Below are 23,955 nucleotides of genomic sequence, written 5' to 3'. Positions count from 1 at the left end.
CGTCGATCAGGAACGCTTCAATCACGTCGGCTGGAAATCGCGAAGCTCTTTGGCCCCGGCGATAGCGTGACAGCGCGCGGACGATGCTTCAGGCATGGGGCTCGGCCTGAGATCATCGGCATCATCGTGCAACAATCGGAACGCCGTATTCGATGCTCTCGACGCTGAAGCCGCACGCAGGCAGCACAAATGCCGGGATTGCGGCCATCGGCGCTGGCAGTCTCCGCTCTGGCGACGATCATCTTGACGCGCACGGCAGAGGCGCTGTCGCCGTTGCGCATTGTCGTCTGGGCGCTCATGACGTTTGCCCTGTGGGCATTCTGTGACGAAATGGGGCTGCGCAAACCACTCGATCGGGCCGGCTTTGTGTGCTGGATGGATGGTCGATCCGAGGATGAGCATTGAGCGATCGCGCGTGCGGCTCTGATTGAAGCCGCCGCCGCGAAGAATGGGGTGCTTCACTCCCGCGAGAGTGCTAGGAGCCTCGAATGACCATTCGCCCCATCGTCCGCTACCCCGACCGCCGGCTTGCGGTGCCTGCCCGCCCCGTCGCCGTCTTCGACGACGGCTTGCGTGAGCTTGCCAGCGACCTGCTGGAGACGATGCGCGCCGCGCCCGGGATCGGCATCACGGCGCCGCATATCGGGGTGCCCCTGCGGCTCGTCGTGCTGGAGCTCGATCCCAAGGTGGGGCCGCAGACCTACGTCAATCCGCAAATCGAATGGGCTTCGCCCGAGATGATCCTGCACAAGGAAGGCAGCGTCTCGATGCCCGGCGTCAGCGACGAGGTGCAGCGCCATGCCCGGGTTCGGATCAACTATCAGGATCTCGATGGCATCACGCAGAGCGAGGAGTCCGACGGCTTGCGCGCCGTCTGCCATCAGCACGAGATCGACCAGCTCGACGGGATGTTCTGGCTTCAGCGGCTGTCGCGGCTCAAGCGTGAGCGGCTGGTGAAGAAGTTCGAGAAGATGGGGCGGAGTTGACGGGATCGGGATCGCGGGAAGGATCCCGGGCACGATCAGGCTCGCTTGCCGCCGCGCTTGGTGATTGGAGCGCGACTCCGGTCCCGCTTGCCGCGCGCAATCTCCGTCGCCAGCGCGTCCAGCTTCGGCTCCCAGAAATTCCTGAACTGGCTGATCCACGCATCTACCGCGCGGAGGCCGGCAATATCGACCGAATAGAGCCGCCTTTGCGCCTCGGCGCGGACCGTCGCAAAGCCGCTTTCGCGCAGCACCTTGAGGTGCTGCGACACGGCCGCCTGGGTGATGCCGAACTCGGCACCGATCGCCTCGACGACCTCGCCGGACGCCATTTCGCCTGACGCCAGCAATTCGAGAATACGGCGACGGACGGGATCGGCGAGGGCCTCGAAGACGTGCATCAGCTTCCCGTGCCCGGGTGGGCGATGTCAGGCGGCATCTCGCCGCGATAGAATGCGATGGTGCGATCGGAGCGTTGGCGAGGTCCCAGCCGATCCCCACCGCACTTGCCGCACGCTGTGGCAGCGGAGTCTCAGAGGCTTGCCTGACGCGACGTCGTGAGAGGCCGCGACTGCGCCTCGCGCAGCCGCGCCTTTCGCCATGCAGCGCACTATTTCAACGGCAGAAACAACTCCGCGACCGTCTCGTGCTCCGGCACGTCAGGGAAGAAATTCAGCCGCTGGCAATAGATCGGAAAATCGCGCGCTTCCTCACCACTGGCCGGAAGCCAGTCGCGGTAAAGAAACAGCGCGGCGGGCTCGAGATTGTCGGTGTAGCCGACGACGCGCAGCACGGCGCAGCGGCCGCCGGGAATCTCGCCGGGCCTGATATCTTCACCATTTGCCGCGATCGGGTGATCGGTGCCGACACAGAGATCGATGCTGTACTCGGCAGGCTGTGCAGGCCGCCGCTCGGAGCGCCAGACGGTGAAGGTTGGATGAGCGCTGGGATGCAGGCCGGCGGCCTTGCGCCAGGCGATGAAGCGCTGGATGGTGGCGGGAAGCGTCGCTGGGCTGCCCCGATGCTGCATGATCGCCACCTTCGTCGTGGGCACATCACGGATCGTCACGTCGTCGCTGGTAAAATTCGTCTGCATGAGCTTGCTCCTCGCATCTTCGAGAGGCCCGAAGGCCGCAAGCCACCGCTCCCAATCAGGAGATTTCCGGAACGACGACGGCGATTGCCCGAACCGTTGCCGAAAGACGCGGGCAAAGGCATCCGGCGCGTCGTAACCGGCATCCAGCGCGATCTCGGTGACGCCAAGGGCACCCTCATAGGCCAGCTGGCAGGACGCGCGCTTCATGCGGGCCAGCTGGACGTAACGATGCACTGACAACCCGAAGGTCGCGGTGAACTGCCGGTGGAAATGGAATTTCGAGAAGGCGGCAACGCCGCTCAAGCTGTCGAGGTCCAGATCCTCATCGAGATGCCGGTCGATGTGATCCAGCACCCGCCGCATCCGGGCCCGATAGTTTTGCAGAGCCGCCGTCATCGTCCCTCCTCCGTGGCGGATGCAGTTAGGCCGGGATGGCCGGTATGCGCTCGACCGATCTTGCGGTTCGGCGCACTGCCGTCGCCCGGCTCGACCGAACTTGCCCCCTCATCGCACGGCGACGACCATCTCCAGCTCGATGGGCGCGCCTCTCGGCAGCTCGGCGACCCCGATCGAGGTACGTGCGTGGCGCCCTCGCTCGCCGAGCCGCTCGATGAGCCGGTCAGAAGCGCCGTTCATGACCTGCGATTGTTGGATGAATCCTGGCGCCGAAGCGACATATCCGACGACCTTCAGGACCTGAACGATCTTGTCCCCGCCCCCCGCGGCATGGCTGATCGCGGACAGGCAGAGATCAACACAGAAAGCGGCGGCCTCCTGGGCGGCCTTAACGTCAACCTCTGCGCCGACCTTGCCGGTACAAAGGAGATCCTCTCCACGACGCGGCAACTGGCCGCTCACATAGGCCAATCCATTATGAATGACGACCGACACATAATTTCCTCCGGGCTTGTTCAGATCGGCAGCGTTGTTCGCAGACATTTCAAGTTAACCTTTTCCATTCAGCACGTGCGCAGGGTGTCAACCGCAGCAAGACCGGTCCTACAGACCGCCCTATCCGCCCTCCGTCAACTCTTTCGCCAGCGCCATATACGCCGGCAGCGTCGCGGGATCGTTGGTGGCGTTGCCCGCGACGGGGTGCGATGCGTAGCGCGCGATCACCATCTCGGCCTTGGGATCGATGTAGATGCCCTGGCCGTGAACGCCGCGCGCCATGTAGGCGCCGTGGGCATTGTGCGTGACCCACCATTGATTGCGATAGGACGCGCCAGGCAGCGTGGTGTAGCCGGCCGGCCTGAATTTATCAGGGTCGCCGCCGCGCGCGATGTCCTCGACCACCTCTGACGGCACGATCTGGCGTGCGTTGAAGCGGCCGTGATTACGGATGGTCTCGCCGAAGCGGGCGAGATCGCGCAAGCTCGTGGAGAGACCGCCGCCACCGCTCTCGGTGCCGATGCGATCGACGTGATAATGTGCGTCCTCTTCGGCGCCCATCGGCTGCCAGATCCGCTCGGACAGAAGATCGGACAGCGTCATGCCGCTGGCACGCCTGATGATCCAGGCCAGCACGTCGGAATTGACGGTCTTGTAGGAAAAGACCTTGCCGTGCTCGCCCTGCTTCTTCTGCGCGATGAGGAAATCGAAGATGGTGGTGGCGCCGTCGTAATCAGGCGGGATCGGCGCCATGCCGTTGGCGCGCCTAAGGCCCCAGACGTGCGAATTCTTGTCGGTGTAGACCTCGGTGTATTCGAGCCCCGTGGTCATATCCATGGCCTCGTGCACGCGCGCATCGCCGAACGCGCTTGTCTTCAGCTCCGGCACGTAATCGGTCACGGGCGCCTGCGGATCAATCCTGCCCTCGCTCACCAGCATGCCTGCGAGCACGCCAGTGAACGATTTCGTCACCGACATCGCGATATGCGGCTTGTGCGGCTTCAACGCGCCAAAATAGCGCTCGTAGATCAGCTTGCCCCGATGCAGCACCGCGATGCCGTCGGCATACGTCTCCTCCAGCATGGTCGCGAAGGTGATCGGCCGCCCGTCCATCGTGGTCACGGCAACCGCGCCGATATCCTGCTCCGCGCGCGGCAGCACCGACCCCGGCCCCGCCCCGCGCCAGACATTCACGGTGGGCACGAGCTGGCGGATGTTACTCCAGGCCCAGCGGAGCTCGGGGAAGTTGCGGAACGAGCCGTCCTGGAAGGTGATGGTGCGGTCGGGCGCGGGCGGGAAGCCGCGCATCCAGCCGAGAGTTTCAGGGTCGGTCTCGTTTGCTGTGGCGGGTGCTTGGTTTGCGGACATGAACACGGGCTCCGGAAGCGGCGATACGGAGGTCGTATCATGGGCGGGTATGACACACATCTGACACAAGCGCGGGGCACCCGCGCAACAATCAGGACAGCGGCAACTCCCGAAGAGATCGAGCACCTGCGCGCCGAGGGCGCACCAGTCAAAAAGGCAATTCGCTTCCTCATTTCCAAATACGTTACTATCTTTTGTCAAAACGCCGCCTGGCAACCGGGGCCCGTCGACATGAACAGCTTGAACAATCTGGAATGCGTGACCCTCTTCGTTGATGACCTCGCGCGCGCGAGGGCGTTCTACGAGGCCGTGTTCGACGCCAGACCAATCTATTCCGATGCCGTATGCAGCGTGATCGGGCTCGGTGGCGTCATGGTCAATCTGCTGCAGGAGATGGAGGCGCCGCAGCTCGTGCAGCCGGTTGTGCCGGCTGCTTCAAATGCCGGACCTCGCATACTCATGACCATTCGCGTCGCCGATGTCGATGAAGCCTGCGCGAGGCTCCGGCAAAGCGGCGTCGAGCTGGTGAACGGTCCCATCGATCGTCCCTGGGGCCGTCGCACCGCCGCCTTTGCCGACCCATCCGGTCATATCTGGGAGATCGCGCAGGAGATAGCTTCCTAGCAGGGGCCGGCTCCGACGATAAGGCCATCGATTTCGCCTGACCTATTGGTAATTTCATTCATCTGGCGGGCTTCCCTGGATTTGTCGCGCTAGAACCCGCGCGGACATAGTGTCACTCACCTATTGTCGATCTCGGCAAGCAATCGGGCGATGCGGTCGGGCACGCCGGGGATATGTCCGGCCATCGCCAACATTGTATTGCGGATTGAGCGCGCCGGAGATGTCTGAAGTGTTGCGGCGCGTGTCATTCGGTCGGTGACGCCAACAACTTTGCGCGCGATTTCATGGCGCCGTGCCGCCCAGTCATCGAGCGCGGCAGTGCCTTCGCCGCGCACCGCAGCCAGCAAAGGCCCCGCCAACGCCACGGCATCCTGAATGCCCGTATTCATCCCTTGCCCGCCTGCGGGGCTATGGACGTGCGCGGCATCGCCGCAGAGGAGGACACGTCCGACCCGAGGAGAGGTAACAACTCGGTGCTGAAGACGAAAGCGCGATCCCCAAACGATCTCCTGAATGGACCCGACGCCGTGAGCCGGCCCTCGGGTGTTCAAGATATGCTGCATGAATGACGGATCGGGCCGTTCCGGAGCGTCATTGGCCGTCGCGACAATACGGAATTGTCCTTGTGGCAGTGGGGCGACCACAACAAGCCCGGCAGGCGAAAAGAAAAGGCTCACCTCGTCGCGAGACAGCGGCCAATCCATCGTCACGTCGGCGAGGACGAAGCTTTCTTCGTAGGCTCCTCCCTCAAACTCGACGCCAATGGCTTCGCGCACGGTGCTGTGAGCGCCATCACAGCCGACGAGCCACTGGGTTTGGATCGCTTGGGTCCCGTCATCAGCGCGAGCCATTACATCGATTCTCTGCTTGCCAACGTCGATGGCCGAGACATCGACCGGCCGCTGAACATCGCCTCGGAATGCACGCAAGCGGCTAAGCAGGACCGCTTCAGTCTTCTGTTGCGGGCACATGATCGTGAAAGGATAGGACGTTAACCCGTCCAAGTTGGAGAAGTCGATCTCCAACAGGACCCTATCGCGATCTCTCACTCGGAAAATCGGCACCTTCACGCCTTGGGCGATCAACTCCGAAGTGGCGCCGACGGACTCCAGAACTTCTAAGGTACGAGCGTGGATCACAGCGGCACGTGAGGTGTTCGCGCTCTCCGCCTGTCGATCCAGCAGGAGCGGAGCGCCGTGCAGGCGACGCAACTCGGCACCGAGCGCGAGCCCCACCGGACCCGCACCAACGATTACGATTTCGTTATTGGCTGGAAGAGCCATCGTCACCTCGCCAAACAAACCGAATGTTCACATTCCCACTGGCCCTAATGGTGTTTGAGTCAAGTCTGGTAGAAGTGCGCAGTCTCTTCGTCAGCGTGGGACTTATCCTGTGGGCCATGACGTAGCCGTCCGGACGCATGCTCAAAAGGAAGGCGCCGGTTCTTTACAAAGCGCGGCTCGCCCCTGATCGACGGCTTCCTTTTAGAAAGCCAAACGCTATTGGCTGGCCAGTCGACCAATCTAACGTTGGCGGGAGATGGAAGTTTCCTCGCATCGCGCTAGGTCGCCGACGCGAATGCCTCCAAGACGCAATCGGATGGTGAGCAACCGCAATTTCGCCTTCGCGAATGCGACCTCGACCACGAGGCTTTTACGCGGCTCATTGCTCGCGAACCGGCGCTGCAAGCTTCGGCAGCCGGTCTCAGGAAAAGACCGTCAGAACCATCAGAATTCCTGACGGTCTTTCCTCGGTCGCGTCTTGCGACTTTTGTCAAACCGTCGGAAAAACCGTCAAATGGCTCAGCTTGTTCGTAAGCGCTCAGCCAATACCCTGGCTTCGGGGTTGGATTAGATGTGCGAAGAAGCCTCCGGCTTGAACGGAGGTTTGGGATGGGATTGGACGGCAAAAAAGACGCCCATTTGGACAGCTCATCAGTTGGGTCTGGAGCAGTCAGCCGGCTTGAGGTGCTTGAGGGACCGTCCGGGCGTCGCGTGCGTTCAGAGGCCGAGCGGGCTCGGATCGTCGCCGAAAGTCTGCTGCCCGGCGCTCAGGTGGCGGAGGTGGCGCGCAAGCACGGGGCGACGCGCTGGCAAATTTACGATTGGCGACGACGCTTCCGACAGCGCGGCGAATTGCCGTCGTGCGAGGCTCCGCAGCCGCCGTTCGCGCCGCTGGTCGTGGAGGGGCCGTTTGAGGAGCGTCACGTTCCGACAGTCAAGCTCGAGATTGCGATTGGCGACGTCGTCGTGCGGACGGACGCGGCGATAGATGGGGAGCAGCTGTCTCGAGTGATCCGCCCGGTGCGGGCGTCACGATGATTGTCCCCGGCGCCGAGCTGAAGATTTACATCGCGACGCGGCCCGTCGACTTCCGCTGTGGGCACGATGGGCTTGCTGCGAAGGTGCAGGAGATGCTTGGTCTCGATCCGTTCAGCGGTGCAGCCTTTGTGTTCCGGTCGAAACGGGCGGACCGGATCAAGATTTTGGTGTGGGATCGAACGGGCCTGGTGCTGGTGCACAAACGCCTCGAGGGTTGCAAGTTCGTGTGGCCAAAGATTGCGAACGGCGTGATGCGGATATCGCCGGCGATGTTCGCGGCATTGTTCGAAGGCTTGGACTGGCGGTTGGTCCGCCCGGAGGAAGCGCGGCGTCCACAAGTCGCTGGATAAGTGCGGCAGAATGACTCTGTACCGAGTTGGGCATGGCGCCGGCGGCGCAGATGTGCTCGACATGGCGCATGAGCACCGCGACGCTTCGCGACGAGAATGAACGCCTGAAGGCGCTTTTAGCGCAAACGCAGGCAGCATTGAGCGAACATCAAGCGGCGCTGGCAACGTCGGAAGAAGCGCGGCGCCGGTTGGAGGTCATTCTCGGGGAACTATGCCGAGAGAAGTTCGGAGCGAAGTCCGAGAAGCTGCGGCCAGATCAATACCATTTGCCGCTCGAAGACGTGGAGATCGCGCAAGGCGTCCTGGACGCGGCACAGGAGAAGGCTGCGGCGATCATCAGGGGCCGATCGCGCGCTGGATCGGATCAGGACCGTCATCGCAATCGGGGTTACTTGCCTGCCCATTTGCCGCGGGTGGAGCGGATCCTCGAGCCTGCGAGCACGTTCTGTCCGTGCGGCTGCGGCGCGATGACGAAGATCGGCGAGGACGTCAGCAAGCGCCTTGACGTGATCCCGGCACAATGGCGCGTGCTGGTCACGCGCCGCCCGAAATACATCTGCCGCCGCTGCTCCGGCCCTGTCGTGCAGGCGCACGCGCCGGAGCATGTCGTGCCTGGCGGACTACCGACCGAAGCGGCGATTGCGCAGGTGATCGTCTCCAAGTTTGGCGACCATACGCCGTTTTACCGTCAGGCCGAGATCTATGCGCGCCAGGGGATCCGGCTTGATCGGGCGACACTGGGCAATTGGTCAGGCCGCGCCTGCTTCCATCTGCAGCCCGTTGCCGACCACATGCGCCGTCATCTGGCAGCGGCGGATCGCCTGTTCATGGATGAAACCACGGCGCCGGTGCTCGATCCCGGGCGTGGTCAAACGAAGAAGGGCTACTTCTGGGCGATCGTCTCCGACGACCGCGGCCATAGCGGCCCAAGTCCGCCGATCGTGCTGTTCCGATATGCCCCCGGTCGCAGCGGCGCCTTCGCTGAGCAGTTCCTGGACGGCTTCAACGGACGCTTCCTGCAGTGCGATGCCTATGACGGTTATGATCGGCTGATCGAAGTCGCCCGACCGCAAGGGCCGTGGACGCTCGTACATTGCTGGAGCCATTTGCGCCGGCGCTTCGTCAAATTGGCCCGCAACAGTAAATCGCCGATCGCCGAGGCCGCCGTCCGGCAGATCGCACAGCTCTACGCCATCGAAGCCATGGTACGCGGTTCATCGCCGGATATCAGGCTGGCCGCGCGCAAGGAACACTCGCTGCCGCTCGTCGAGGCGTTGAAGCCGTGGTTCGAGAAACAGCTGTCGATGATCTCCAGCGGCTCGACGCTCGCTGATGACATCCGCTACGCGCTCAATCATTGGCAGGGGCTGACGCGCTTCCTCGATGACGGGCGTCTCGAGCTCGACACCAATCCGGTTGAAAACGCGATCCGGCCAATCTGCTTGACCAGAAAAAACGCGCTCTTCGCCGATCATGAGGTCGGAGCCGAAAACTGGGCCTTGCTCGCATCCATCGTGGCGACCTGTAAGCTCAACGACGTCAACCCGGTCGCCTACATCGCCGAAACGCTCACGGCGATCATTGCCGGCCATCCCCAAAGCGAAATCGACGACCTCATGCCATGGCGGTTCCGCAAAACGTCAAGCCAGCATCAATAGGGTTGCGGCTAAGCGCTTACGCTTGTTCCGTCCGCCGCGAATGCCGACTCCCATCAAATCAATGACTTGGACAAAACAACGGGGCGAATAATCAACCCTGCTTTGCAATACCGACAAGACTGCAGTTCCTTCGAAGTCGGGTTCTAGCTCGAAATCAGGACGATATCGAAGGATCGGAACGCTCGGCCATGGGCATTGCCGTACGAGCCACAGCAACTGCAACTCAGCTTCTCACTTTTAGAAGTGAGCGCGCGACCTCTGCAACAAAGCCCACCGCCAGATGAACTAGGGCGCGGACTCATAACGCGCGGCCAGCCATAGCCGGATAGATGCGAGTTGGATGAAGGCAAGGTAGTTTCCCGCAAGCCTGTCGTAGCGCGTCGCCACCCGACGGCATTGTTTGATCCTGTTGAAGAACCGTTCGACCTGGTTGCGAGCGCGATAGAGGTAGGGGCTAAAGCAGATCGGATCGCTTCGGTTGCTTTTCGGCGGGATGTTGGCCCACGCGCCTTTCTTCATGGCAAGCTCTCTGATCCAATCGGCGTCATAGCCACGGTCGGCAGGCAGCATTGATCCGGATTTGAGACGAGACAGCAGTTTTCCGGCAAGTCGAACGTCGTGCGCCTCGCCGGGGCTCAACGCAAGTTGTACCGGTAGACCATTGCTATCGACCACCGCGTGGATTTTTGCTCGTCAGACCGCCGCGTGACCTTCCCATCGATTGACGCCGGTTTCTTGTGATGCAGGCCCCATGTTGATGTACGCGAACAATGGAAGTGTCGATCATCTGCACGGCAGCATCATGGGCGCCGGCCAGTGCGCTCATGAGCTTCGCCCACACGCCGGCCCGTCGCCAGCGAACGAACCGATTGTAGCAAGTCGTGTACGGACCGAAGTTTTCTGGCAGGTCGCGCCATGGCGCTCCGGATCGCAAGACCCAGAAGATGCCGTTGAGGACACGACGGTCATTCACTCGTGGCACGCCGCGCGACTTATTCGGCAGCATCGGCTTAATGGCAAACCACTCATAGTCCGTCAGTTCGTAGCGCATGATTCGGCCTCTTCCGTTGGGTGGCTTGAATCATGGCTCGGCTGTCGGGCTCAACAGAGTCGCTATGCACCCGAAAGCGGACCTATTATGCTCACCTTGAGTTTTGTCGTTCATGACCCGGAGCCGACTTAAACCTTTCCTTTGGGCAGTGTTCGACCCAAAGCGGCGAACTCTGCTAATGAATGATCTGCTGAAGAAAGCCCTTTGCTCGCTCGGTGCGGGCGGCGCGAAAGAAGGTTTCGGGATCAGCTTCCTCGACGATGGTCCCGCGATCCATAAAGACCACGCGGTCGGCGACTTCGCGGGCAAAGCCCATTTCGTGGGTGACGCAGATCATCGTCATGCCGCCTCGGGCGAGTCCGATCATAGTGTCGAGCACCTCCTTGACCATCTCCGGATCGAGCGCCGAGGTTGGCTCATCAAACAGCATTATCTTAGGCTGCATGCACAAGGCACGCGCGATGGCGACGCGCTGCTGCTGTCCGCCGGAGAGCTGCCCGGGATACTTGCCGGCCTGATCGTGGATGCGCACCTGGCGAAGAACACCCATCGCGCGCTCATGCGCCTCTTCGCGGGACAGTCCGCGCACCTTCATCGGGGCGAGCATGCAGTTCTCGACAATTGAGAGATGAGGGAACAAATTGAAACTCTGGAACACCATCCCGACCTCGCGGCGAACGCTATTGATGTCGGTCATCCGGTCCGTCAGCTCGACGCCGGTAACCACGATCCGGCCGCCGTCATGCTTCTCGATGTGGTTGATGCAGCGGATCAGCGTCGATTTGCCCGAGCCCGATGGACCGCAAAGGACGATCTTCTCGCCGGCGGCGACGGTCAGGTTGATGTCATTAAGGGCCGTGAATTGGCCAAATCGCTTTACGAGATTTTCGACAGCGACAATTGCCGACGACCGGCTGGTCACGTTCACGGCAGTCTCCTGAAACATCTGCTTCTCCCAGGGCGGTGTTATCGATCGATCGTCTATCGGTGTGCACCGGCCATCGCATAGCGTTTGCGTAGCGACGCGACACATTGCGAGGCTGCCGAGCTGACGCCGAGATAGACCAGTGCAACGACGAGATACATCTCGACCAGGCGACCATTGAGCTGCGCGAGCTTGGAGGCCGCACCGAGCAGGTCGGTCAGGGACAGAACGTAGACCAGTGAGGTATCCTGGAACAGGATGATGGTCTGGCTCAGGATGATCGGGCTCGCCACACGGAGCACCTGAGGCAGGATCACGCAGCGGTAGGTATGGAAGGTGGAGAGCGCGAGCGCCTGGCAGGCCTCGAACTGTCCCCGGTTCACCGCGCGCAATCCGACGCGAATGATCTCGGAATAATAGGCCGCCTCGAACAGGCCGAAGGTGATGAAGGCGGTCCATGTGGCGCCGATCGGAACCGGACGGCCGTTGCCGCTGAGATGACCAAGCACGATGGGCACCAGAAAGAAGAACCAGAACAGGACGAGGATCAGCGGGATCGAGCGGATCAAGGCGATGTAGGCACGTACGAGTCTGCCGGCGACGGGCACCTCGAAGTGCTGAACGAGTGCGAACAGGGTGCCGAGGATCATGCCGATGACGAAAGCCGCAGCCGTCAGCGCGAGCGAGAACAGCAATCCCGACCACAGATAAGGCCAGGCTTGGGCGACGATGGAGAAATCGAGGCTGTTCATTTCGCCACCTCAATGGCATCGGGCAGGGAGCCGACTTGCTGGACCTCGTCCGCCAGGTTCGGCTCGATCGCATCCTTCGCCGGCGTGGTGCCCGGGATCCGCACGGCCTTGTCGATGGCGGCCATCACCTGGTAGGCGATCAGCGCGAGCGCGAGGTAGATAAGCGTCGCCGCGCCGAACGCGGTGAACGTCTGGAACGTCGCTTCGCTGATCTGGCGTGCCTGGGCGGTGAGTTCCATTACGCCGATCGTCAGGGCAACAGACGTATTCTTGTAGATGCCCATAACCTCGCTGGTCAGGCTCGGCACGATCAGGCGCAGCGCCTGCGGGACGATGATATAGCGGTAGGTCTGATATCCGGTGAGGCCAAGCGCGTTCGCCGCCTCGGTCTGCCCTTTCGGCAAAGCCTCGATTCCGGCGCGAACCTGCTCGGCGATGCGAGCGGCGGTGTAGAGACCAAGGCACACGAGCGCCGGAAAGAACGATCCCCAAGGCGGCGGTATCTGCTTGATGGCATTGCCGAACGAGGTGGGCAGGATCTCCGGCAGCACGAAGTACCAGAGAAACATCTGCACCAACACGGGGATGTTGCGGAAGATCTCCACATACAGCCGCGCTAGCACCGCGACGATCCGGTTCTGGACGGTCCGGCCGATGCCGACCATCAGGCCGACCGCGAACGCGATCCACCAGCCGAAAAACGCCAGCGCAAGCGTCCAACCGAGGCCGGACAGGAGCCAGTCGATGTAGCGCTGGCCATCCGCCGTCTGTTCAAATAGCACTCCGAACATCGCAAACCTCGGGCTTCAGCTGCGAGGGAGGATCAATGTACGAGAACGTCTCCGCTATCGCGGCCGATCAATCGACCGCGTCGCTGGGATGGGCAATCCGCTCCATCAACTCATCGGTGAGCGGGAACGCGAGATTCTCCCCCTTGGGCGGAATCGGCCTGGTGAACCATTTCGTATAGGTCTTCTCGAACTGGCCCGATGCCATCTGCTTGGACAGGACATCATCGACGAGCGCCTTGAAGCCAGCATCGCCCTTCGTGAACATCAGCCCATAGTAGACCTTGGCATAGCTTCCCGGAAGGAAGATCAACGTGTCCGGATTTGGCGCTGCGGCCTTGAGGCCTGCGAGAAGGATGTCGTCCTCCATGAAGGCGGCTGCGCGGCCGGTGTTCAGCATCAGGAAGGATTCCGCATGGTCCTTGGCCTGGACGATGTTGAGGCCGAGTTGCTCCTTCGTATTCGCGGTCTGCGCGAATCCGATTGCATTGGAGCCCTGGGTGACGACGATGGTCTTGCCCTTCAAATCGCTGGCGGTCTTCACGCCGCTGTCGGCCTTGACCAGCCAGCGCGGCTGGCTGACGAAGGTCGTGACGGAAAACGAAACCTGTTCCTGCCGCTTCTTGTCGTTCGCCGTGCCGCCACATTCGATATCGACGGTGCCGCTTTGAATGAGTGGAATCCGGTTGGACGAGTTCACCGGTGTATAGCTGACGGTGAGATTCGGCAGCTTGAGCTCCGTCTTGATGCGCTCGACGATTGCCGCGCAGAGATCCAGCGAGAAGCCGATCGGCTTTTGATCCGGACCGAGATACGAGAACGGAATGGAGGCTTCGCGGTAGCCGATGGTGATGGTGCCGCTTGACTTGATCTTGGAAAGCGTCGGGCTGTCGGCGGCGATCGACGACCCGGCAAAGGCGCCCGCCGCCACGAGGCCGGACAGGACGCCGAAGACACGTGCAAGCTTCGTCATGTGCAATCTCCCTCTGTTAAGCGGCCCTGTGCGACGGCTTTACGCCGCGACGGCGGATGACGTCGATCAGGCGGTCGACATCTGCGAACGTGTTGAACATGCCGAACGACACGCGAATGCCATCGCGCTCCGGCGAGACGCGGATATCGTTCTCTTCGAAATGGACGAGCCATTCGGCCGCGGGCAGCGCGATGACGTAGATATGCGGCGCGCGGTGCTGTCTCTCGCGCGGGCCGACTAGGCGAATGTCGAGCATGTCGAGCAGGGTAATCAGATGGTCACCGAGATCGAAGCAGTGGTTCTGGATGTTCTGAACGCCGATGGCGTTGATCATATCGAGCGAGGCGCCGAGCGCCTGAATGGCCGGGAGATTGAAATTGCCGAGCTCGAAACGGCGCGCGCTCGCGGCGGGTTCGAGCTTGTCCGGGCGGGCGATGAGATCCGACGGGATCGCGGCAAGACTCGCCGCGGCGAGATAGACGGGTTCGAGTTCGGTCCTGGCCTTGTCCCAGTAGAGCAGGCCGAGTCCCTGTGGCACCAGCAATCCCTTGTGGCTGCCCGACCCGATGAAGGTTGCAGCCATGGCCTTAGCATCGATCGGCACCACACCGATCGCCTGCATCACGTCGACTACGAAATAGAGATTCTTCTCACGGCAAAGGGCGCCAATGCTCTCGACATCGAAGCGGTGACCGGCGTGGAACGTCACGAGCGACATCGAGATGGCGCGCGTGTTCGCATCGATATGGGGGCGAATACTCTCGGCGTTGACGACGTCCGTCATCGGCACGAACTCGACCATCACGCCCCGCCGTTGCAGATTAAGGAACGCATAGGCATTGTTCGGGTGATCGCCATGTACCATCAGGACCTTGTCGCCGGCGCGCAGAGGCAGCGCATTCGCGGCGATGTTCATGCTCTCCGAGGTGTTCTTGGTGAAGGCGATCTCATCGGCGGACGCACCTAGAAACCTCGCGACCTTCGCGCGGGTTTCTTCGACGCGATCAAGCCACACGTTTTTCGGCCCGGCCGTCTCCAAGCCTTCGCGGAGGAAGAGGTCGATCGCCGCCTTGACGGGGCGGGCGAGCGGCGTCTGGAAGCCAGAGTCGAGATAGGTGATCCGCTCGGCGGCCGGGAATTCTTTCCGCACGGCGGCAACGTCGTAGTGACCTGACAATCCATCCTCCTGTTCAGCCGACCGACGAGCCCTTATGTGCGCTGCACAAAGCTTGTTCATTCGCCGGCAGCGCCAACAATATGAGCATCAGCCAGTGGTTGCCAGATATAATGTCAAATTCCGATAGATTTTATTCCGAAAAATGATAATAATATGATTTGAGATAGAAGGGCCGGTCATGATGGAAGCGAAAATCGCGTCGAGGAACGACGGACCACTCGATCGTGCCTTTGCGATCGTCGGATATGTCGCCGCGCAAACCAAAGCCGTCTCGGTGGCGGAGATCGCCAGCGCGCTTACGCTGCCGCTGCCGACCGCGCACCGGCTGGTCGGAAATCTCGAGGAACGCGGGCTTGTCCAGAAGGCGCTCGGTACCAAGCGCTATGTGGTCGGCAACCAGCTCGTCACGTTGTCTGCGAAAGTCATCGGCGCAGCCTTCCGCACCGCCCGCCGGCATGCCGTGCTGCGGGCGGTTGCCGCCGAGATCGGTGAGCAGTGCGAGATCGGCGTGGTGCGCGATAACACGGTGGCGTACGTCGACAGTGTGCGCGCGTCGCAACAGCAAGGTCTTCAGTTCAATCCAGGCGAGGCGGCGCCACTGCACTGCACGTCCACCGGCAAGATCTACATGAGCCGATTGCCGGAGCGAGCGCGTGAAAAGCTGTGCCGGGCACTCGCTCTGACGCGATATACCGAAACAACGATCGTGGACGTCGAGAGCCTGTTGAGGGTTCTCGATGAGACGCGCAAACGCGGCTGGGCCAAGACCAACGAGGAGTATGTGAGAGGTGTCGTTGGTTGCGCTGTCCCCATTCTCTCTCCGGATCGTGAACTGATCGCGTGTCTGGGCGTCTCCGTCCCGGTAGCGCGGGTGAGCTTCGCTGAGTTGGACGGATTCATAGGCCCACTACAGAAAGCCGCAGCGCTCTTGTCGGAAACGATCCTCCAGGCTGATGACGAGGGGGACGAACCGTAAACGTCGCCCTTCTCGGAAGTCCGACAACGTCCGCTTTCGCGCCGCTGTTGGAGGACAAGCGGACATCAGGTACGCCTACTCTCAGCGGCAGATTTTATGAGTACGCACCCTAGTAATTCGTGGCGGATTTCTCGTTTGGAATGCCATCGATCGGGCATTCTTCGGTGCCGACTGTCGGACGTGTCATCGCCTCGACCATGTCGCGCGTGCCTTCGGGATCGGCGATCCATTTCGAATAGAAGTCGTAGGGACAGGCCGCCAAGCCTTTCGCGCTTTCACCGGAATTGATCATGCCGGTATAGCCGCGATGCAGGAGCTTGAAGAGATGGTTCTGCGACTGGTTGTTGCGGCGGGCATCACGGATCAGGCTCTTCGACAGACCCGCGTACTGGATACCGTATTCCTCCTCGCCGGTCTCGCCCAGCGTGCGGCCGTCGAAGCCGACGATCGCGGAGTGGCCGAAATAAGAGTAGACGCCGTCGAACCCCGCGGCATTGGCCACGGCGACGTAGACGTTGTTGGCCCAGGCCATCGCCTTGGAGATCATCACCTGCTGCTCCTTGGCCGGATACATGTAGCCCTGGCAGCGCACGATCAGCTCCGCGCCCTTCATCGCGCAGTCGCGCCAGATCTCCGGGTAATTGCCGTCGTCGCAGATGATCAGGCTGACCTTCAGCCCCTTTGGGCCTTCGGAGACATAGGTGCATTTGCCGGGATACCAGCCTTCGATCGGCACCCAGGGCATGATCTTGCGATATTTCTGCACGATCTCGCCCTTGTCGTTCATCAGGATCAGCGTGTTGTAGGGCGCCTTGTGCGGGTGCTCCTCGTGGCGCTCGCCGGTCAGCGAGAACACGCCCCAGACCTTCGCCTTGCGGCAGGCCGCGGCAAAGATCGCGGTCTCCTCACCCGGCACCTGAGAGGCGGTCTCGTACATCTCCTTGGCGTCGTACATGATGCCGTGGGTGGAGTATTCGGGAAAGATGACGAGGTCCATGCCCGGCAGTCCGAGCTTCATGCCCACGACCATGTCGGCGATCTTGCGGGCGTTGTCGAGCACCTCGGCCCTGGTGTGCAGCCGCGGCATCTTGTAATTGACGACGGCAACGCCGACCACGTCGTTGCTGGAAGAGATGTCACCGTGAAGCATTTGAAACGCCCTTCTGTTCTGGTTCGAGTGTCTGCGGTCCGCAGCGTCAGTGGCTGATCATCCAGGGCCGTGCGGTCGGGAAGCCGACCGCGCCGCTCTTGCTCTTGGTCACGAGCCGACCAGGTTTCTTCTTCGTACCAGCCCCGCAGCAGCCGCAGCCCGGACCGTGCGCGGCCTTGTACTGGTCGAGCGTCTTCGGCGCGTGCCGGCTCTGCTCGTTGGTGGCGTGCGCTTTCCGCTTGTCCGCGGGCAGGCAGAAGAACGCCGGCGCGGTGAGGATCACACGCGGCGATTCCATCTCGCAGCGGGGGCAAGCCTGCGGCTCGTCGCATTGGGCCATCGGCCGCATGTCGGTGAACGGGCCGCAATCCTGGCAGAGATATTCATAGACGGGCATCGTCGCTCCCTTCGCAGTCGCGCGCCGGATGCGGGGCATAGCGCTCCGCATCCGCCTCGCATGGAGACTATTTGTCGGGCGAGATCGGCATCTGGATATCGCCCGTGATGTGCTTCACGGGACCTGCCGCCGACGGCATCACGTCGAAGTCGAAAATCTCGGTCGGCAGCCACAGCGTGGCGCAGGCGTTGGGCACGTCGACCACGCCGGAGATGTGGCCTTGGCATGGCGCAGTGCCGAGGATCGAATAGGCCTGGGCGCCGGAATAGCCGAACTTCTTCAGGTACTCGATCGCGTTCAGGCAGGCCTGGCGGTAGGCGATATGAACGTCGAGGTAATGCTGCTTGCCGGCCTCGTCGACCGAGATGCCCTCGAAGATCAGATAGTCCTTGTAATTCGGCGTGATCGGCGACGGCTTGAACACGGGGTTCTTGATGCCGTATTTCGCCACGCCGTCCTTGATGACGTCCACCTTGATGTGCAACCAGCCGGCCATCTCGATCGCGCCGCAGAACGTGATCTCGCCGTCGCCCTGGCTGAAATGCAGATCGCCCATCGAGAGGCCGCCGCCCGGCACGTAGACCGGGAAGTAGATCTTCGAGCCACGCGACAGATCCTTGATGTCGCAATTGCCGCCATGCTCGCGCGGCGGCACCGTGCGGGCGCCCTCGAGGCCGATCTTGGCCTTGACGTCGCCCTTGGCCCGCCCGGCGTGGGCGGTCGGCGCGAACGGCGGATTGGCAAGGCCCGGCACGCGACCCGGGTTGGTTGCGATCAGCTCGGCTTCGCGCGCGTTCCAGGCTGCGAGCATCTTGGCATCAGGCAGACAACCGATCAGGCCCGGATGAATCAAGCCGGCGAAGTTGACGCCGGGCACGTGGCGCGACGAGGTGTAGAGGCCCTTGATGTCCCAGATCGACTTCTGCGCCAGGGGGAAGTGATCGGTCAGGAAGCCGCCGCCGTTCTGCTTGGAGAAGAAGCCGTTGAAGCCCCACAGGCTCTCCTTGAGCGGACCAACGTCGAGCAGGTCGACGACCAGGAGATCGCCGGGCTCGGCACCCTTGACGCCGATCGGACCGGACAGGAAGTGCACGATCGACAGGTCGATATCGCGCACGTCGTCGGCCGAGTCGTTGTTCTTGATGAAGCCGCCGGTCCAATCGACGGTTTCGATGATGAAATCGTCGCCGGGGCTGACCCACTCGACGATCGGAACTTCCGGATGCCAGCGGTTGTGGATCTTGTCGTTTTCATAGGCCGATTTTGTGAGATCGACCTTGATCAGCGTGTCTGGCATCGAGATGCTCCCCTTGGGTTACTGGTTAGACGGACAGGAATTTCGAGATCTGCGCGGCATCGACGCTGTCGCGCGGATCGTCACGCACGATCTCGCCGTTCTCGATCACGAGCACGCGGTCGGCGATGTCGAGCGCGAAGCTCAGCACCTGCTCGGAGACGACGATCGACAGGCCCCGCTCGTCGCGAATCCGCTTCAAGGTGCGCGCCATCTCCTTGATGATCGAGGGCTGGATGCCTTCGGTCGGTTCATCCAGCAGCAGCACTTTCGGCTTGGTCGCCAGCGCCCGCGCGATCGCCAGCTGCTGCTGCTGGCCGCCCGAGAGATTCCCGCCGCGGCGTCCCTTCATCTCCAGCAGCACCGGAAACAGCTCGTAAATATCAGCAGGAACTTCCGAGCCGCCCGACACCACCAGGCCCGTCTCGATGTTCTCCTTGACCGTCATCGTGGAGAAGATCATCCGCCCCTGGGGGACATAGGCGAGCCCCTTGGCGACGCGGTCGTAGCTCGGCAGCGACCCGAGCTCGGTGCCGTCCATGATCACCGAGCCGCTCCTGGTCGGCACGATCCCCATCAACGACTTCATCAGCGTGGTCTTGCCCATGCCGTTGCGGCCCATGATCGCGACGATCTCGTTGGGCGCGACCGACACGTTGAGGCCATGCAGCACTTCGCTCTGGCCGTAGGCGACATGGAGATCATTGATTGCCAGCATGAACGTGCTCCTCAATGGCCGAGGTAAACTTCGATTACTTTCGGATCGCTCTTCACCTTCTCCATGGTGCCCTCGGAGAGGATCTGACCCTGGTGTAGCACCGTGACCTTGTGGGCGATGTCCTCGACGAATTTCATATCGTGCTCGATGACGAGCACCGAGCGGTCTTTGATGATGCGATTGAGCAGCTCGGCGGTCTTGGCGCGTTCGGAAACGCTCATTCCCGCCACGGGCTCGTCGAGCATCAGCAGGTCCGGGTCCTGGATCAGCAGCATGCCGATCTCGAGCCATTGCTTCTGGCCGTGGCTGAGCAGGGCCGCGCTCATGTCGAGACGGTCCTTGAGGAAGATCATCTCAGCGACCTCATGCACGCGGTCGCGCACGGCGGCATCGCGGGTAAAGGTCAGCGCACCGAACACGGTGCGGCCGCGGGGATAGGAGATCTCCAAATTCTCGAACACCGTGAGGTCGTCGTAGATCGACGGAGTCTGGAATTTGCGCCCGACGCCGGCCTTGACGATCTGATTCTCCTTCAGCTTGGTCAGGTCCTTGCCGCGGAATTCGATCAAACCCGAGGTGGCCTTGGTCTTTCCGCAGATCAGGTCGAGCACGGTGGTCTTGCCGGCGCCATTGGGGCCGATGATGACGCGAATCTCGTTCTCCTCGACATAGAAGGAGAGATCGTTGACCGCCTTGAAGCCGTCGAAGGAGACCGTGAGGCCTTCGACCGAGAGCAGGAAGGGCTTTGGCTGATGACCGACGAGCATGATCTATCTCCTCACTGTCAGCGTTGCATCGGCATCGTGATGACCGACGAGCATGATCTATCTCCTCACTCTGCCGGCGCGCCGTCGGCGACCGAGTTGTCGGTCCAGTCGGACTTCGGCTTGCGTGTGCCGATCAGCTTGCTGATCCGCGGCTGGACGTAATCGCCCCAGATGCCGGCCAGGCCATTCGGGAATGCCAGCACCACGGCGATGAACAAGCCGCCGAGGCCGAACAGCCAGAGCTCGGGAAACGACTCGGAAAGGCTGGTCTTGGCGAAGTTGACGAGGATCGTTCCGTAGACCGCACCCAGGATCGAGAGCCGGCCGCCAACCGCGGTGTAAATCACCATCTCGATCGAGGGCACGATGCCGACGAAGGACGGCGACATGAAGCCGACGTTGAGCGCGAACATGGCGCCGCCGATCGCGGCAAAGATGGCGGCGATGCAGAAGGCGAAGATCTTGAAATTGGCGACGCTGTAGCCGGAGAAGCGGACCCGGTCTTCCTGGTCGCGCATCGCCACCAGGATGCGGCCGAGCTTCGAATGGCGGACGAACTGCGCGATGAAGATGCAGGCGAACAATAGGCCGACCTCGAAGAAGTAGAGCACGACCTTGGCGTGGTCGGGACGGATATCCCATCCCTTCAGCGTGCGCAGGTCGGTCATGCCGTTGATGCCGCCGGTGTAGCCCTGCTGACCGACGATCAGGATGGTCAGGATCGCCGCGACCGCCTGCGTGATGATCGCGAAGTAGGTGCCGCCGACACGGCGCTTGAACATCGCAGCACCGATGATCAGGGCGAAAATGCCGGGCACCAGGATGACGGCGGCGATTGTGAAGGTCAGGCTGTGGAACGGCTTCCAGAAGAACGGCAGCGCCGTAATCTGATTCCAGTCCATGAAGTCGGGGATGCCCGGCGTCGACTGGATCTTGGTGTTCTCGACGCTGGAGGCCTCGAGCTTGAGGAACATCGCCATGCAGTAGCCGCCGAGGCCGAAGAAGACGCCCTGCCCCAGGCTCAGGATGCCGCCGTACCCCCAGCAGATCACCAGCCCCAGCGCCACGAAGGCATAGGTCAGATATTTGGCGACCAGGTTGAGGCGAAAGACGTCGAGACAGAGCGGCAGGATCACGACCAGAAGGACCGCGAGCACCAGGATGCCTATCAACTCCGAACGCGTGGCAAAACGACTGTCGTTCATGGGTCAGCCCCCTGCACTTTCGTTATTTACGGACCTTGAGGGCGAACAGGCCCTGGGGCCGCAGCATCAGAATTCCCACCACCGCAAGCAGCGTCAGCACCTTCGCCATCGAACCCGACATGAAGAACTCGAGCGTCGACTGGGTCTGCGAGATCGAGAAGGCGGAGGCGATGGTGCCGAGCAGACTGGCGGCGCCGCCGAACACGACGACCAGGAAGGTGTCGACGATGTAGAGCTGGCCCGAGGTCGGCCCGGTCGAGCCGATCATGGTGAAGGCCGAGCCGGCGACACCGGCGATTCCGCAGCCGAGGGCGAAGGTGTAGCGGTCGACCTTCGCGGTGTTGATGCCGACGGCGCCCGCCATGATGCGGTTCTGCACGACGGCGCGGACCTGGCGGCCCCAGCGCGAGCGGAACATGATGTAGGCGACGCCGATCGTGATCAGGACCGTCAGGCCCATCACGAAGACGCCGTTGATCGGCACCTCGATCGCGTCGGTGACATGCAGCGAGCCGAGCATCCATTGCGGCAGCTCCACGCCGACTTCGCGCGCGCCGAAGATCGAGCGATAGGCCTGCTGCAACATGAGGCTGAGGCCCCAGGTCGCCAGCAGCGTGTCGAGCGGGCGCTTGTAGAGGTGCCGGATCAGCATCCATTCGACCAGCATTCCGAGCGCGCCGGAGGCCAGGAAGGCCAAGACCATCGCGAGGAAGAAATATCCGCTGAACAGGCTCGGCAGATAGGACTGGAAGAAGTTCGACGTCATCCAGGTGACGTAGGCGCCGAGGATCATGAACTCGCCATGGGCCATGTTGATGACGCCCATCTGGCCGAAGATGATCGCGAGCCCCAGCGCCATCAGCACGTAGACGGAGAACAGGATCAACCCGGCAAAGCCCTGCATGACGAAGATCGAGCCGAGGTCGCCAATAGAATAGTCGCCGAACATCTGGTTTCTCCGTCGAGGACCGCGTCTCGCGTCCGAGGGCACAGGGTCCCGCGCCGCGATTGAAATCGCGGCGCGGGGTCGTGAGACGCGGATTGACGGTCCGCGCCAGGGAGCTCTCTGCTCTGGGGGTGGTCCCGAGGACTTACTGGTAGCCCTTCGGGAACGGATCGGGCTCGACGAGATCGGCGGTCTCGTAGATCAGCTCGAACTGGCCATCGAGCTTGGCGCGGCCCACACGGGTCTTCGACCAGAGGTGATGGTTCTCGTGGATGCGCACGTAACCTTCCGGCGCTCCCTTGAATTCGACCCCGGGCGAGGCCGCCGCGATCTTGTCGATGTCGAAGGAGCCGGCCTTCTCGACCGTCAACTTCCACAACCACGGGCCGAGATAAGCGGCCTGGGTCACGTCTCCGATCACGGTCTTCTCGCCCCACATCTTCTTGAACGCGGGCACGAAGGCCTTGTTGTTGGGATTGTCGAGCGACTGGAAATACTTCATGCAGGCATAGGCGCCCGCGATGTTCTCGCCGCCGATGCCGTCGATCTCGTCCTCGGTGACCGAGATCGTCAGCAGCGCCTGTTTGGCGAGATCGATGCCGGCCGCCTTGAGCTGCTTGTAGAAGGCGACGTTGGAGCCGCCGACGACGTCGGTGAAGATCACGTCGGGCTTGGTCAGCTTGATCTTGTTGATGACCGAATTGAACTGGGTGTTGCCGAGCGGATAGTACTCCTCGCCGACGACCTTGCCCTTCAGCACGTTCTCGACGTGCTTGCGCGCGATCTTGTTCGAGGTGCGCGGCCAGATGTAGTCGGAGCCGATGAAGAAGAAGGTCTTCGCGCCCTTCTCCTTGGCGATCCAGTTCAGGCCGGCGAGAATCTGCTGGGTCGCTTCCTGGCCGGTGTAGATCACGTTCTTGGACTGCTCGAGCCCTTCATAGAAGGTCGGGTAGTAGAGCATGCCGTTGTACTGCTCGACGACGGGCAGCACCGCCTTGCGCGAGGCCGAGGTCCAGCAGCCCATGATGGCCGCAACCTTGTCGTTCACGAGCAGCTTCTTCGCCTTTTCCGCGAAGGTCGGCCAGTCCGAGGCGCCGTCTTCCTGGATGAACTTGATCTTGCGCCCGAGCACGCCGCCGGCCGCGTTGATCTGCTCGATCGCGAGCTTCTCGGCCTCGATCGAGCCGGTCTCCGAGATCGCCATCGTGCCCGTGGCCGAGTGCAGAATGCCGACGGTCACCTCGGTGTCGGTGACCGCGAGACCCGTGGTATTGACCGCCGATGTCGCAGGGGCCTGCGCAAAAGATGCGCGCGGCAGCATCGTCATGGCCGGCACTGCGGCCATTCCCATCAATAGTTTGCGCCTGAGCGGCGACAACAGGCCCTTGTTGGCTTCGTCTGACATGAGCACCCCACTTTTGTTCGAGAACACGCGATTGGTGTCGTGAGGATGGCCCGGATTTGTGCAGCGCAAGCATACGCAAGATCGCGTATACTGCACCGCAAAATGCCGACGTAGGCTTTTTGGTACGGGATTTGCGAGGG

Annotated in this window: 26 protein-coding genes; 7 read left to right on the top strand and 19 right to left on the bottom strand. The window is 62.0% G+C overall.

What is annotated here, in order from left to right:
- Window positions 1-189: 189 nt before the first annotated feature.
- Both XH88_RS03730 and XH88_RS03725 read left to right on the top strand, forming a co-directional pair.
- On the top strand, window positions 190-405 hold the full coding sequence (locus tag XH88_RS03730) for a hypothetical protein (RefSeq protein WP_271614056.1): 216 nt from the start codon (window positions 190-192) through the stop codon (window positions 403-405).
- An 83-nt stretch (window positions 406-488) separates the two neighbouring features.
- Window positions 489-986: a peptide deformylase gene (locus XH88_RS03725; RefSeq protein ID WP_271614055.1), complete on the top strand. Its 498-nt coding sequence runs from the start codon at window positions 489-491 to the stop codon at window positions 984-986.
- Window positions 987-1,021: 35 nt separating this feature from the next.
- On the opposite strand, the gene XH88_RS03720 is transcribed toward XH88_RS03725, so the two are convergent.
- The 4 genes from XH88_RS03720 to XH88_RS03705 all read right to left on the bottom strand — a co-directional run bounded on the left by XH88_RS03720 (window position 1,022) and on the right by XH88_RS03705 (window position 4,338).
- Window positions 1,022-1,384, bottom strand: coding sequence for an ArsR/SmtB family transcription factor (locus XH88_RS03720; RefSeq protein ID WP_271614054.1), 363 nt, complete (start codon window positions 1,382-1,384; stop codon window positions 1,022-1,024).
- Window positions 1,385-1,593: 209 nt separating this feature from the next.
- Window positions 1,594-2,475, bottom strand: coding sequence for an AraC family transcriptional regulator (locus tag XH88_RS03715; RefSeq protein ID WP_271614053.1), 882 nt, complete (start codon window positions 2,473-2,475; stop codon window positions 1,594-1,596).
- Between the two features lie 108 nt (window positions 2,476-2,583).
- Window positions 2,584-3,018, bottom strand: coding sequence for a RidA family protein (locus XH88_RS03710; protein ID WP_271614052.1), 435 nt, complete (start codon window positions 3,016-3,018; stop codon window positions 2,584-2,586).
- Between the two features lie 72 nt (window positions 3,019-3,090).
- Window positions 3,091-4,338 carry a serine hydrolase domain-containing protein gene (locus XH88_RS03705; RefSeq protein WP_271614051.1) on the bottom strand — a complete coding sequence of 416 codons (1,248 nt, stop codon included), beginning with the start codon at window positions 4,336-4,338 and terminating at the stop codon, window positions 3,091-3,093.
- 231 nt (window positions 4,339-4,569) lie between these two features.
- Here XH88_RS03705 and XH88_RS03700 point away from each other — a divergent pair, with 231 nt between their 5' ends.
- On the top strand, window positions 4,570-4,962 hold the full coding sequence (locus XH88_RS03700; RefSeq protein ID WP_271614355.1) for a VOC family protein: 393 nt from the start codon (window positions 4,570-4,572) through the stop codon (window positions 4,960-4,962).
- A 116-nt stretch (window positions 4,963-5,078) separates the two neighbouring features.
- Here XH88_RS03700 and XH88_RS03695 read toward each other — a convergent pair whose 3' ends face one another.
- Window positions 5,079-6,245 (bottom strand): FAD-dependent oxidoreductase, encoded by a 1,167-nt coding sequence (locus XH88_RS03695; protein ID WP_271614050.1) that lies wholly within the window; start codon window positions 6,243-6,245, stop codon window positions 5,079-5,081.
- A 609-nt stretch (window positions 6,246-6,854) separates the two neighbouring features.
- Between XH88_RS03695 and tnpA the strand changes: the two genes are divergently transcribed.
- From tnpA to tnpC, 3 genes are read left to right on the top strand one after another with little or no spacing between them, the layout of a single operon-like run.
- Window positions 6,855-7,283: an IS66-like element accessory protein TnpA gene (gene tnpA / locus XH88_RS03690; protein ID WP_271614049.1), complete on the top strand. Its 429-nt coding sequence runs from the start codon at window positions 6,855-6,857 to the stop codon at window positions 7,281-7,283.
- A complete protein-coding gene (gene tnpB, locus XH88_RS03685; protein WP_271614048.1) occupies window positions 7,280-7,633 on the top strand; it encodes an IS66 family insertion sequence element accessory protein TnpB in 354 nt (117 codons plus the stop codon). Before tnpA ends, tnpB begins: the two co-directional genes overlap by 4 nt.
- Before the next feature lie 32 nt (window positions 7,634-7,665).
- Entirely contained in the window at window positions 7,666-9,291 is a 1,626-nt protein-coding gene (gene tnpC, locus XH88_RS03680) for an IS66 family transposase (protein WP_442868407.1), read from the top strand.
- Between the two features lie 285 nt (window positions 9,292-9,576).
- On the opposite strand, the gene XH88_RS03675 is transcribed toward tnpC, so the two are convergent.
- From XH88_RS03675 to XH88_RS03650, 6 genes are all read right to left on the bottom strand, one after another.
- Window positions 9,577-10,342, bottom strand: a protein-coding gene (locus XH88_RS03675) for an IS5 family transposase (RefSeq protein ID WP_271614046.1) whose coding sequence is annotated in 2 segments (ribosomal slippage) — window positions 9,577-9,978 and window positions 9,980-10,342 — 765 coding nt in all. Because the reading frame shifts where the segments join, the coding sequence is not laid out codon by codon here.
- 175 nt (window positions 10,343-10,517) lie between these two features.
- Window positions 10,518-11,288: an amino acid ABC transporter ATP-binding protein gene (locus XH88_RS03670; RefSeq protein WP_271614045.1), complete on the bottom strand. Its 771-nt coding sequence runs from the start codon at window positions 11,286-11,288 to the stop codon at window positions 10,518-10,520.
- Between the two features lie 35 nt (window positions 11,289-11,323).
- Window positions 11,324-12,019, bottom strand: a complete 696-nt coding sequence (locus XH88_RS03665; RefSeq protein ID WP_271614044.1) for an amino acid ABC transporter permease — start codon at window positions 12,017-12,019, stop codon at window positions 11,324-11,326.
- On the bottom strand, window positions 12,016-12,810 hold the full coding sequence (locus XH88_RS03660) for an amino acid ABC transporter permease (RefSeq protein ID WP_271614043.1): 795 nt from the start codon (window positions 12,808-12,810) through the stop codon (window positions 12,016-12,018). Before XH88_RS03660 ends, XH88_RS03665 begins: the two co-directional genes overlap by 4 nt.
- A 67-nt stretch (window positions 12,811-12,877) precedes the next feature.
- The gene (locus tag XH88_RS03655) at window positions 12,878-13,780 is read right to left on the bottom strand and encodes an amino acid ABC transporter substrate-binding protein (RefSeq protein ID WP_271614042.1); all 903 of its coding nucleotides are present in this window, start codon (window positions 13,778-13,780) and stop codon (window positions 12,878-12,880) included.
- 16 nt (window positions 13,781-13,796) lie between these two features.
- Window positions 13,797-14,957 (bottom strand): aminotransferase class V-fold PLP-dependent enzyme, encoded by a 1,161-nt coding sequence (locus XH88_RS03650; protein WP_271614041.1) that lies wholly within the window; start codon window positions 14,955-14,957, stop codon window positions 13,797-13,799.
- A 181-nt stretch (window positions 14,958-15,138) separates the two neighbouring features.
- Here XH88_RS03650 and XH88_RS03645 point away from each other — a divergent pair, with 181 nt between their 5' ends.
- Window positions 15,139-15,933: an IclR family transcriptional regulator gene (locus tag XH88_RS03645; protein ID WP_271614354.1), complete on the top strand. Its 795-nt coding sequence runs from the start codon at window positions 15,139-15,141 to the stop codon at window positions 15,931-15,933.
- A gap of 109 nt (window positions 15,934-16,042) precedes the next feature.
- Here the strand turns inward: XH88_RS03645 and XH88_RS03640 are convergent, their stop codons facing one another.
- The 8 genes from XH88_RS03640 to urtA all read right to left on the bottom strand — a co-directional run bounded on the left by XH88_RS03640 (window position 16,043) and on the right by urtA (window position 23,815).
- Window positions 16,043-17,083: an aliphatic amidase gene (locus XH88_RS03640; RefSeq protein ID WP_271614040.1), complete on the bottom strand. Its 1,041-nt coding sequence runs from the start codon at window positions 17,081-17,083 to the stop codon at window positions 16,043-16,045.
- A 46-nt stretch (window positions 17,084-17,129) separates the two neighbouring features.
- The gene (locus XH88_RS03635; protein ID WP_271614039.1) at window positions 17,130-17,480 is read right to left on the bottom strand and encodes an FmdB family zinc ribbon protein; all 351 of its coding nucleotides are present in this window, start codon (window positions 17,478-17,480) and stop codon (window positions 17,130-17,132) included.
- A gap of 67 nt (window positions 17,481-17,547) precedes the next feature.
- A complete protein-coding gene (gene fmdA, locus XH88_RS03630; RefSeq protein WP_271614038.1) occupies window positions 17,548-18,777 on the bottom strand; it encodes a formamidase in 1,230 nt (409 codons plus the stop codon).
- Window positions 18,778-18,802: 25 nt separating this feature from the next.
- Entirely contained in the window at window positions 18,803-19,492 is a 690-nt protein-coding gene (gene urtE / locus XH88_RS03625) for an urea ABC transporter ATP-binding subunit UrtE (protein WP_271614037.1), read from the bottom strand.
- Window positions 19,493-19,503: 11 nt separating this feature from the next.
- Entirely contained in the window at window positions 19,504-20,259 is a 756-nt protein-coding gene (gene urtD / locus XH88_RS03620; protein WP_271614036.1) for an urea ABC transporter ATP-binding protein UrtD, read from the bottom strand.
- A 65-nt stretch (window positions 20,260-20,324) separates the two neighbouring features.
- Complete coding sequence (gene urtC / locus XH88_RS03615) at window positions 20,325-21,464, bottom strand: urea ABC transporter permease subunit UrtC (RefSeq protein WP_271614035.1); 1,140 nt, start codon at window positions 21,462-21,464, stop codon at window positions 20,325-20,327.
- A gap of 22 nt (window positions 21,465-21,486) precedes the next feature.
- A complete protein-coding gene (gene urtB, locus XH88_RS03610; protein ID WP_271614034.1) occupies window positions 21,487-22,413 on the bottom strand; it encodes an urea ABC transporter permease subunit UrtB in 927 nt (308 codons plus the stop codon).
- Window positions 22,414-22,555: 142 nt separating this feature from the next.
- A complete protein-coding gene (gene urtA / locus XH88_RS03605; RefSeq protein ID WP_128965755.1) occupies window positions 22,556-23,815 on the bottom strand; it encodes an urea ABC transporter substrate-binding protein in 1,260 nt (419 codons plus the stop codon).
- Between the last annotated feature and the right edge of the window lie 140 nt (window positions 23,816-23,955).

Source organism: Bradyrhizobium sp. CCBAU 51627, from assembly GCF_028128765.1.
Lineage (GTDB): Bacteria > Pseudomonadota > Alphaproteobacteria > Rhizobiales > Xanthobacteraceae > Bradyrhizobium.
Note: the sequence above shows the minus strand (reverse complement) of the source record. Positions and strands in the feature narration are given on the sequence as shown.

Excerpts from the sequence above, each read along its gene's own strand:
- XH88_RS03645 (WP_271614354.1), top strand. The coding sequence starts at position 15,139 with ATGGAAGCGAAAATCGCGTCGAGGAACGACGGACCACTCGATCGTGCC.
- XH88_RS03700 (WP_271614355.1), top strand. The coding sequence starts at position 4,570 with ATGAACAGCTTGAACAATCTGGAATGCGTGACCCTCTTCGTTGATGAC.
- urtB (WP_271614034.1), bottom strand. The coding sequence starts at position 22,413 with ATGTTCGGCGACTATTCTATTGGCGACCTCGGCTCGATCTTCGTCATG.
- XH88_RS03655 (WP_271614042.1), bottom strand. The coding sequence starts at position 13,780 with ATGACGAAGCTTGCACGTGTCTTCGGCGTCCTGTCCGGCCTCGTGGCG.
- urtE (WP_271614037.1), bottom strand. The coding sequence starts at position 19,492 with ATGCTGGCAATCAATGATCTCCATGTCGCCTACGGCCAGAGCGAAGTG.
- urtD (WP_271614036.1), bottom strand. The coding sequence starts at position 20,259 with ATGCTCGTCGGTCATCAGCCAAAGCCCTTCCTGCTCTCGGTCGAAGGC.
- XH88_RS03715 (WP_271614053.1), bottom strand. The coding sequence starts at position 2,475 with ATGACGGCGGCTCTGCAAAACTATCGGGCCCGGATGCGGCGGGTGCTG.
- XH88_RS03635 (WP_271614039.1), bottom strand. The coding sequence starts at position 17,480 with ATGCCCGTCTATGAATATCTCTGCCAGGATTGCGGCCCGTTCACCGAC.
- fmdA (WP_271614038.1), bottom strand. The coding sequence starts at position 18,777 with ATGCCAGACACGCTGATCAAGGTCGATCTCACAAAATCGGCCTATGAA.
- urtC (WP_271614035.1), bottom strand. The coding sequence starts at position 21,464 with ATGAACGACAGTCGTTTTGCCACGCGTTCGGAGTTGATAGGCATCCTG.
- urtA (WP_128965755.1), bottom strand. The coding sequence starts at position 23,815 with ATGTCAGACGAAGCCAACAAGGGCCTGTTGTCGCCGCTCAGGCGCAAA.
- tnpC (WP_442868407.1), top strand. The coding sequence starts at position 7,666 with ATGGCGCCGGCGGCGCAGATGTGCTCGACATGGCGCATGAGCACCGCG.
- tnpB (WP_271614048.1), top strand. The coding sequence starts at position 7,280 with ATGATTGTCCCCGGCGCCGAGCTGAAGATTTACATCGCGACGCGGCCC.
- XH88_RS03695 (WP_271614050.1), bottom strand. The coding sequence starts at position 6,245 with ATGGCTCTTCCAGCCAATAACGAAATCGTAATCGTTGGTGCGGGTCCG.
- XH88_RS03710 (WP_271614052.1), bottom strand. The coding sequence starts at position 3,018 with ATGTCTGCGAACAACGCTGCCGATCTGAACAAGCCCGGAGGAAATTAT.
- XH88_RS03670 (WP_271614045.1), bottom strand. The coding sequence starts at position 11,288 with ATGTTTCAGGAGACTGCCGTGAACGTGACCAGCCGGTCGTCGGCAATT.
- XH88_RS03720 (WP_271614054.1), bottom strand. The coding sequence starts at position 1,384 with ATGCACGTCTTCGAGGCCCTCGCCGATCCCGTCCGTCGCCGTATTCTC.
- XH88_RS03665 (WP_271614044.1), bottom strand. The coding sequence starts at position 12,019 with ATGAACAGCCTCGATTTCTCCATCGTCGCCCAAGCCTGGCCTTATCTG.
- XH88_RS03640 (WP_271614040.1), bottom strand. The coding sequence starts at position 17,083 with ATGCTTCACGGTGACATCTCTTCCAGCAACGACGTGGTCGGCGTTGCC.
- XH88_RS03705 (WP_271614051.1), bottom strand. The coding sequence starts at position 4,338 with ATGTCCGCAAACCAAGCACCCGCCACAGCAAACGAGACCGACCCTGAA.
- XH88_RS03725 (WP_271614055.1), top strand. The coding sequence starts at position 489 with ATGACCATTCGCCCCATCGTCCGCTACCCCGACCGCCGGCTTGCGGTG.
- XH88_RS03730 (WP_271614056.1), top strand. The coding sequence starts at position 190 with ATGCCGGGATTGCGGCCATCGGCGCTGGCAGTCTCCGCTCTGGCGACG.
- tnpA (WP_271614049.1), top strand. The coding sequence starts at position 6,855 with ATGGGATTGGACGGCAAAAAAGACGCCCATTTGGACAGCTCATCAGTT.
- XH88_RS03660 (WP_271614043.1), bottom strand. The coding sequence starts at position 12,810 with ATGTTCGGAGTGCTATTTGAACAGACGGCGGATGGCCAGCGCTACATC.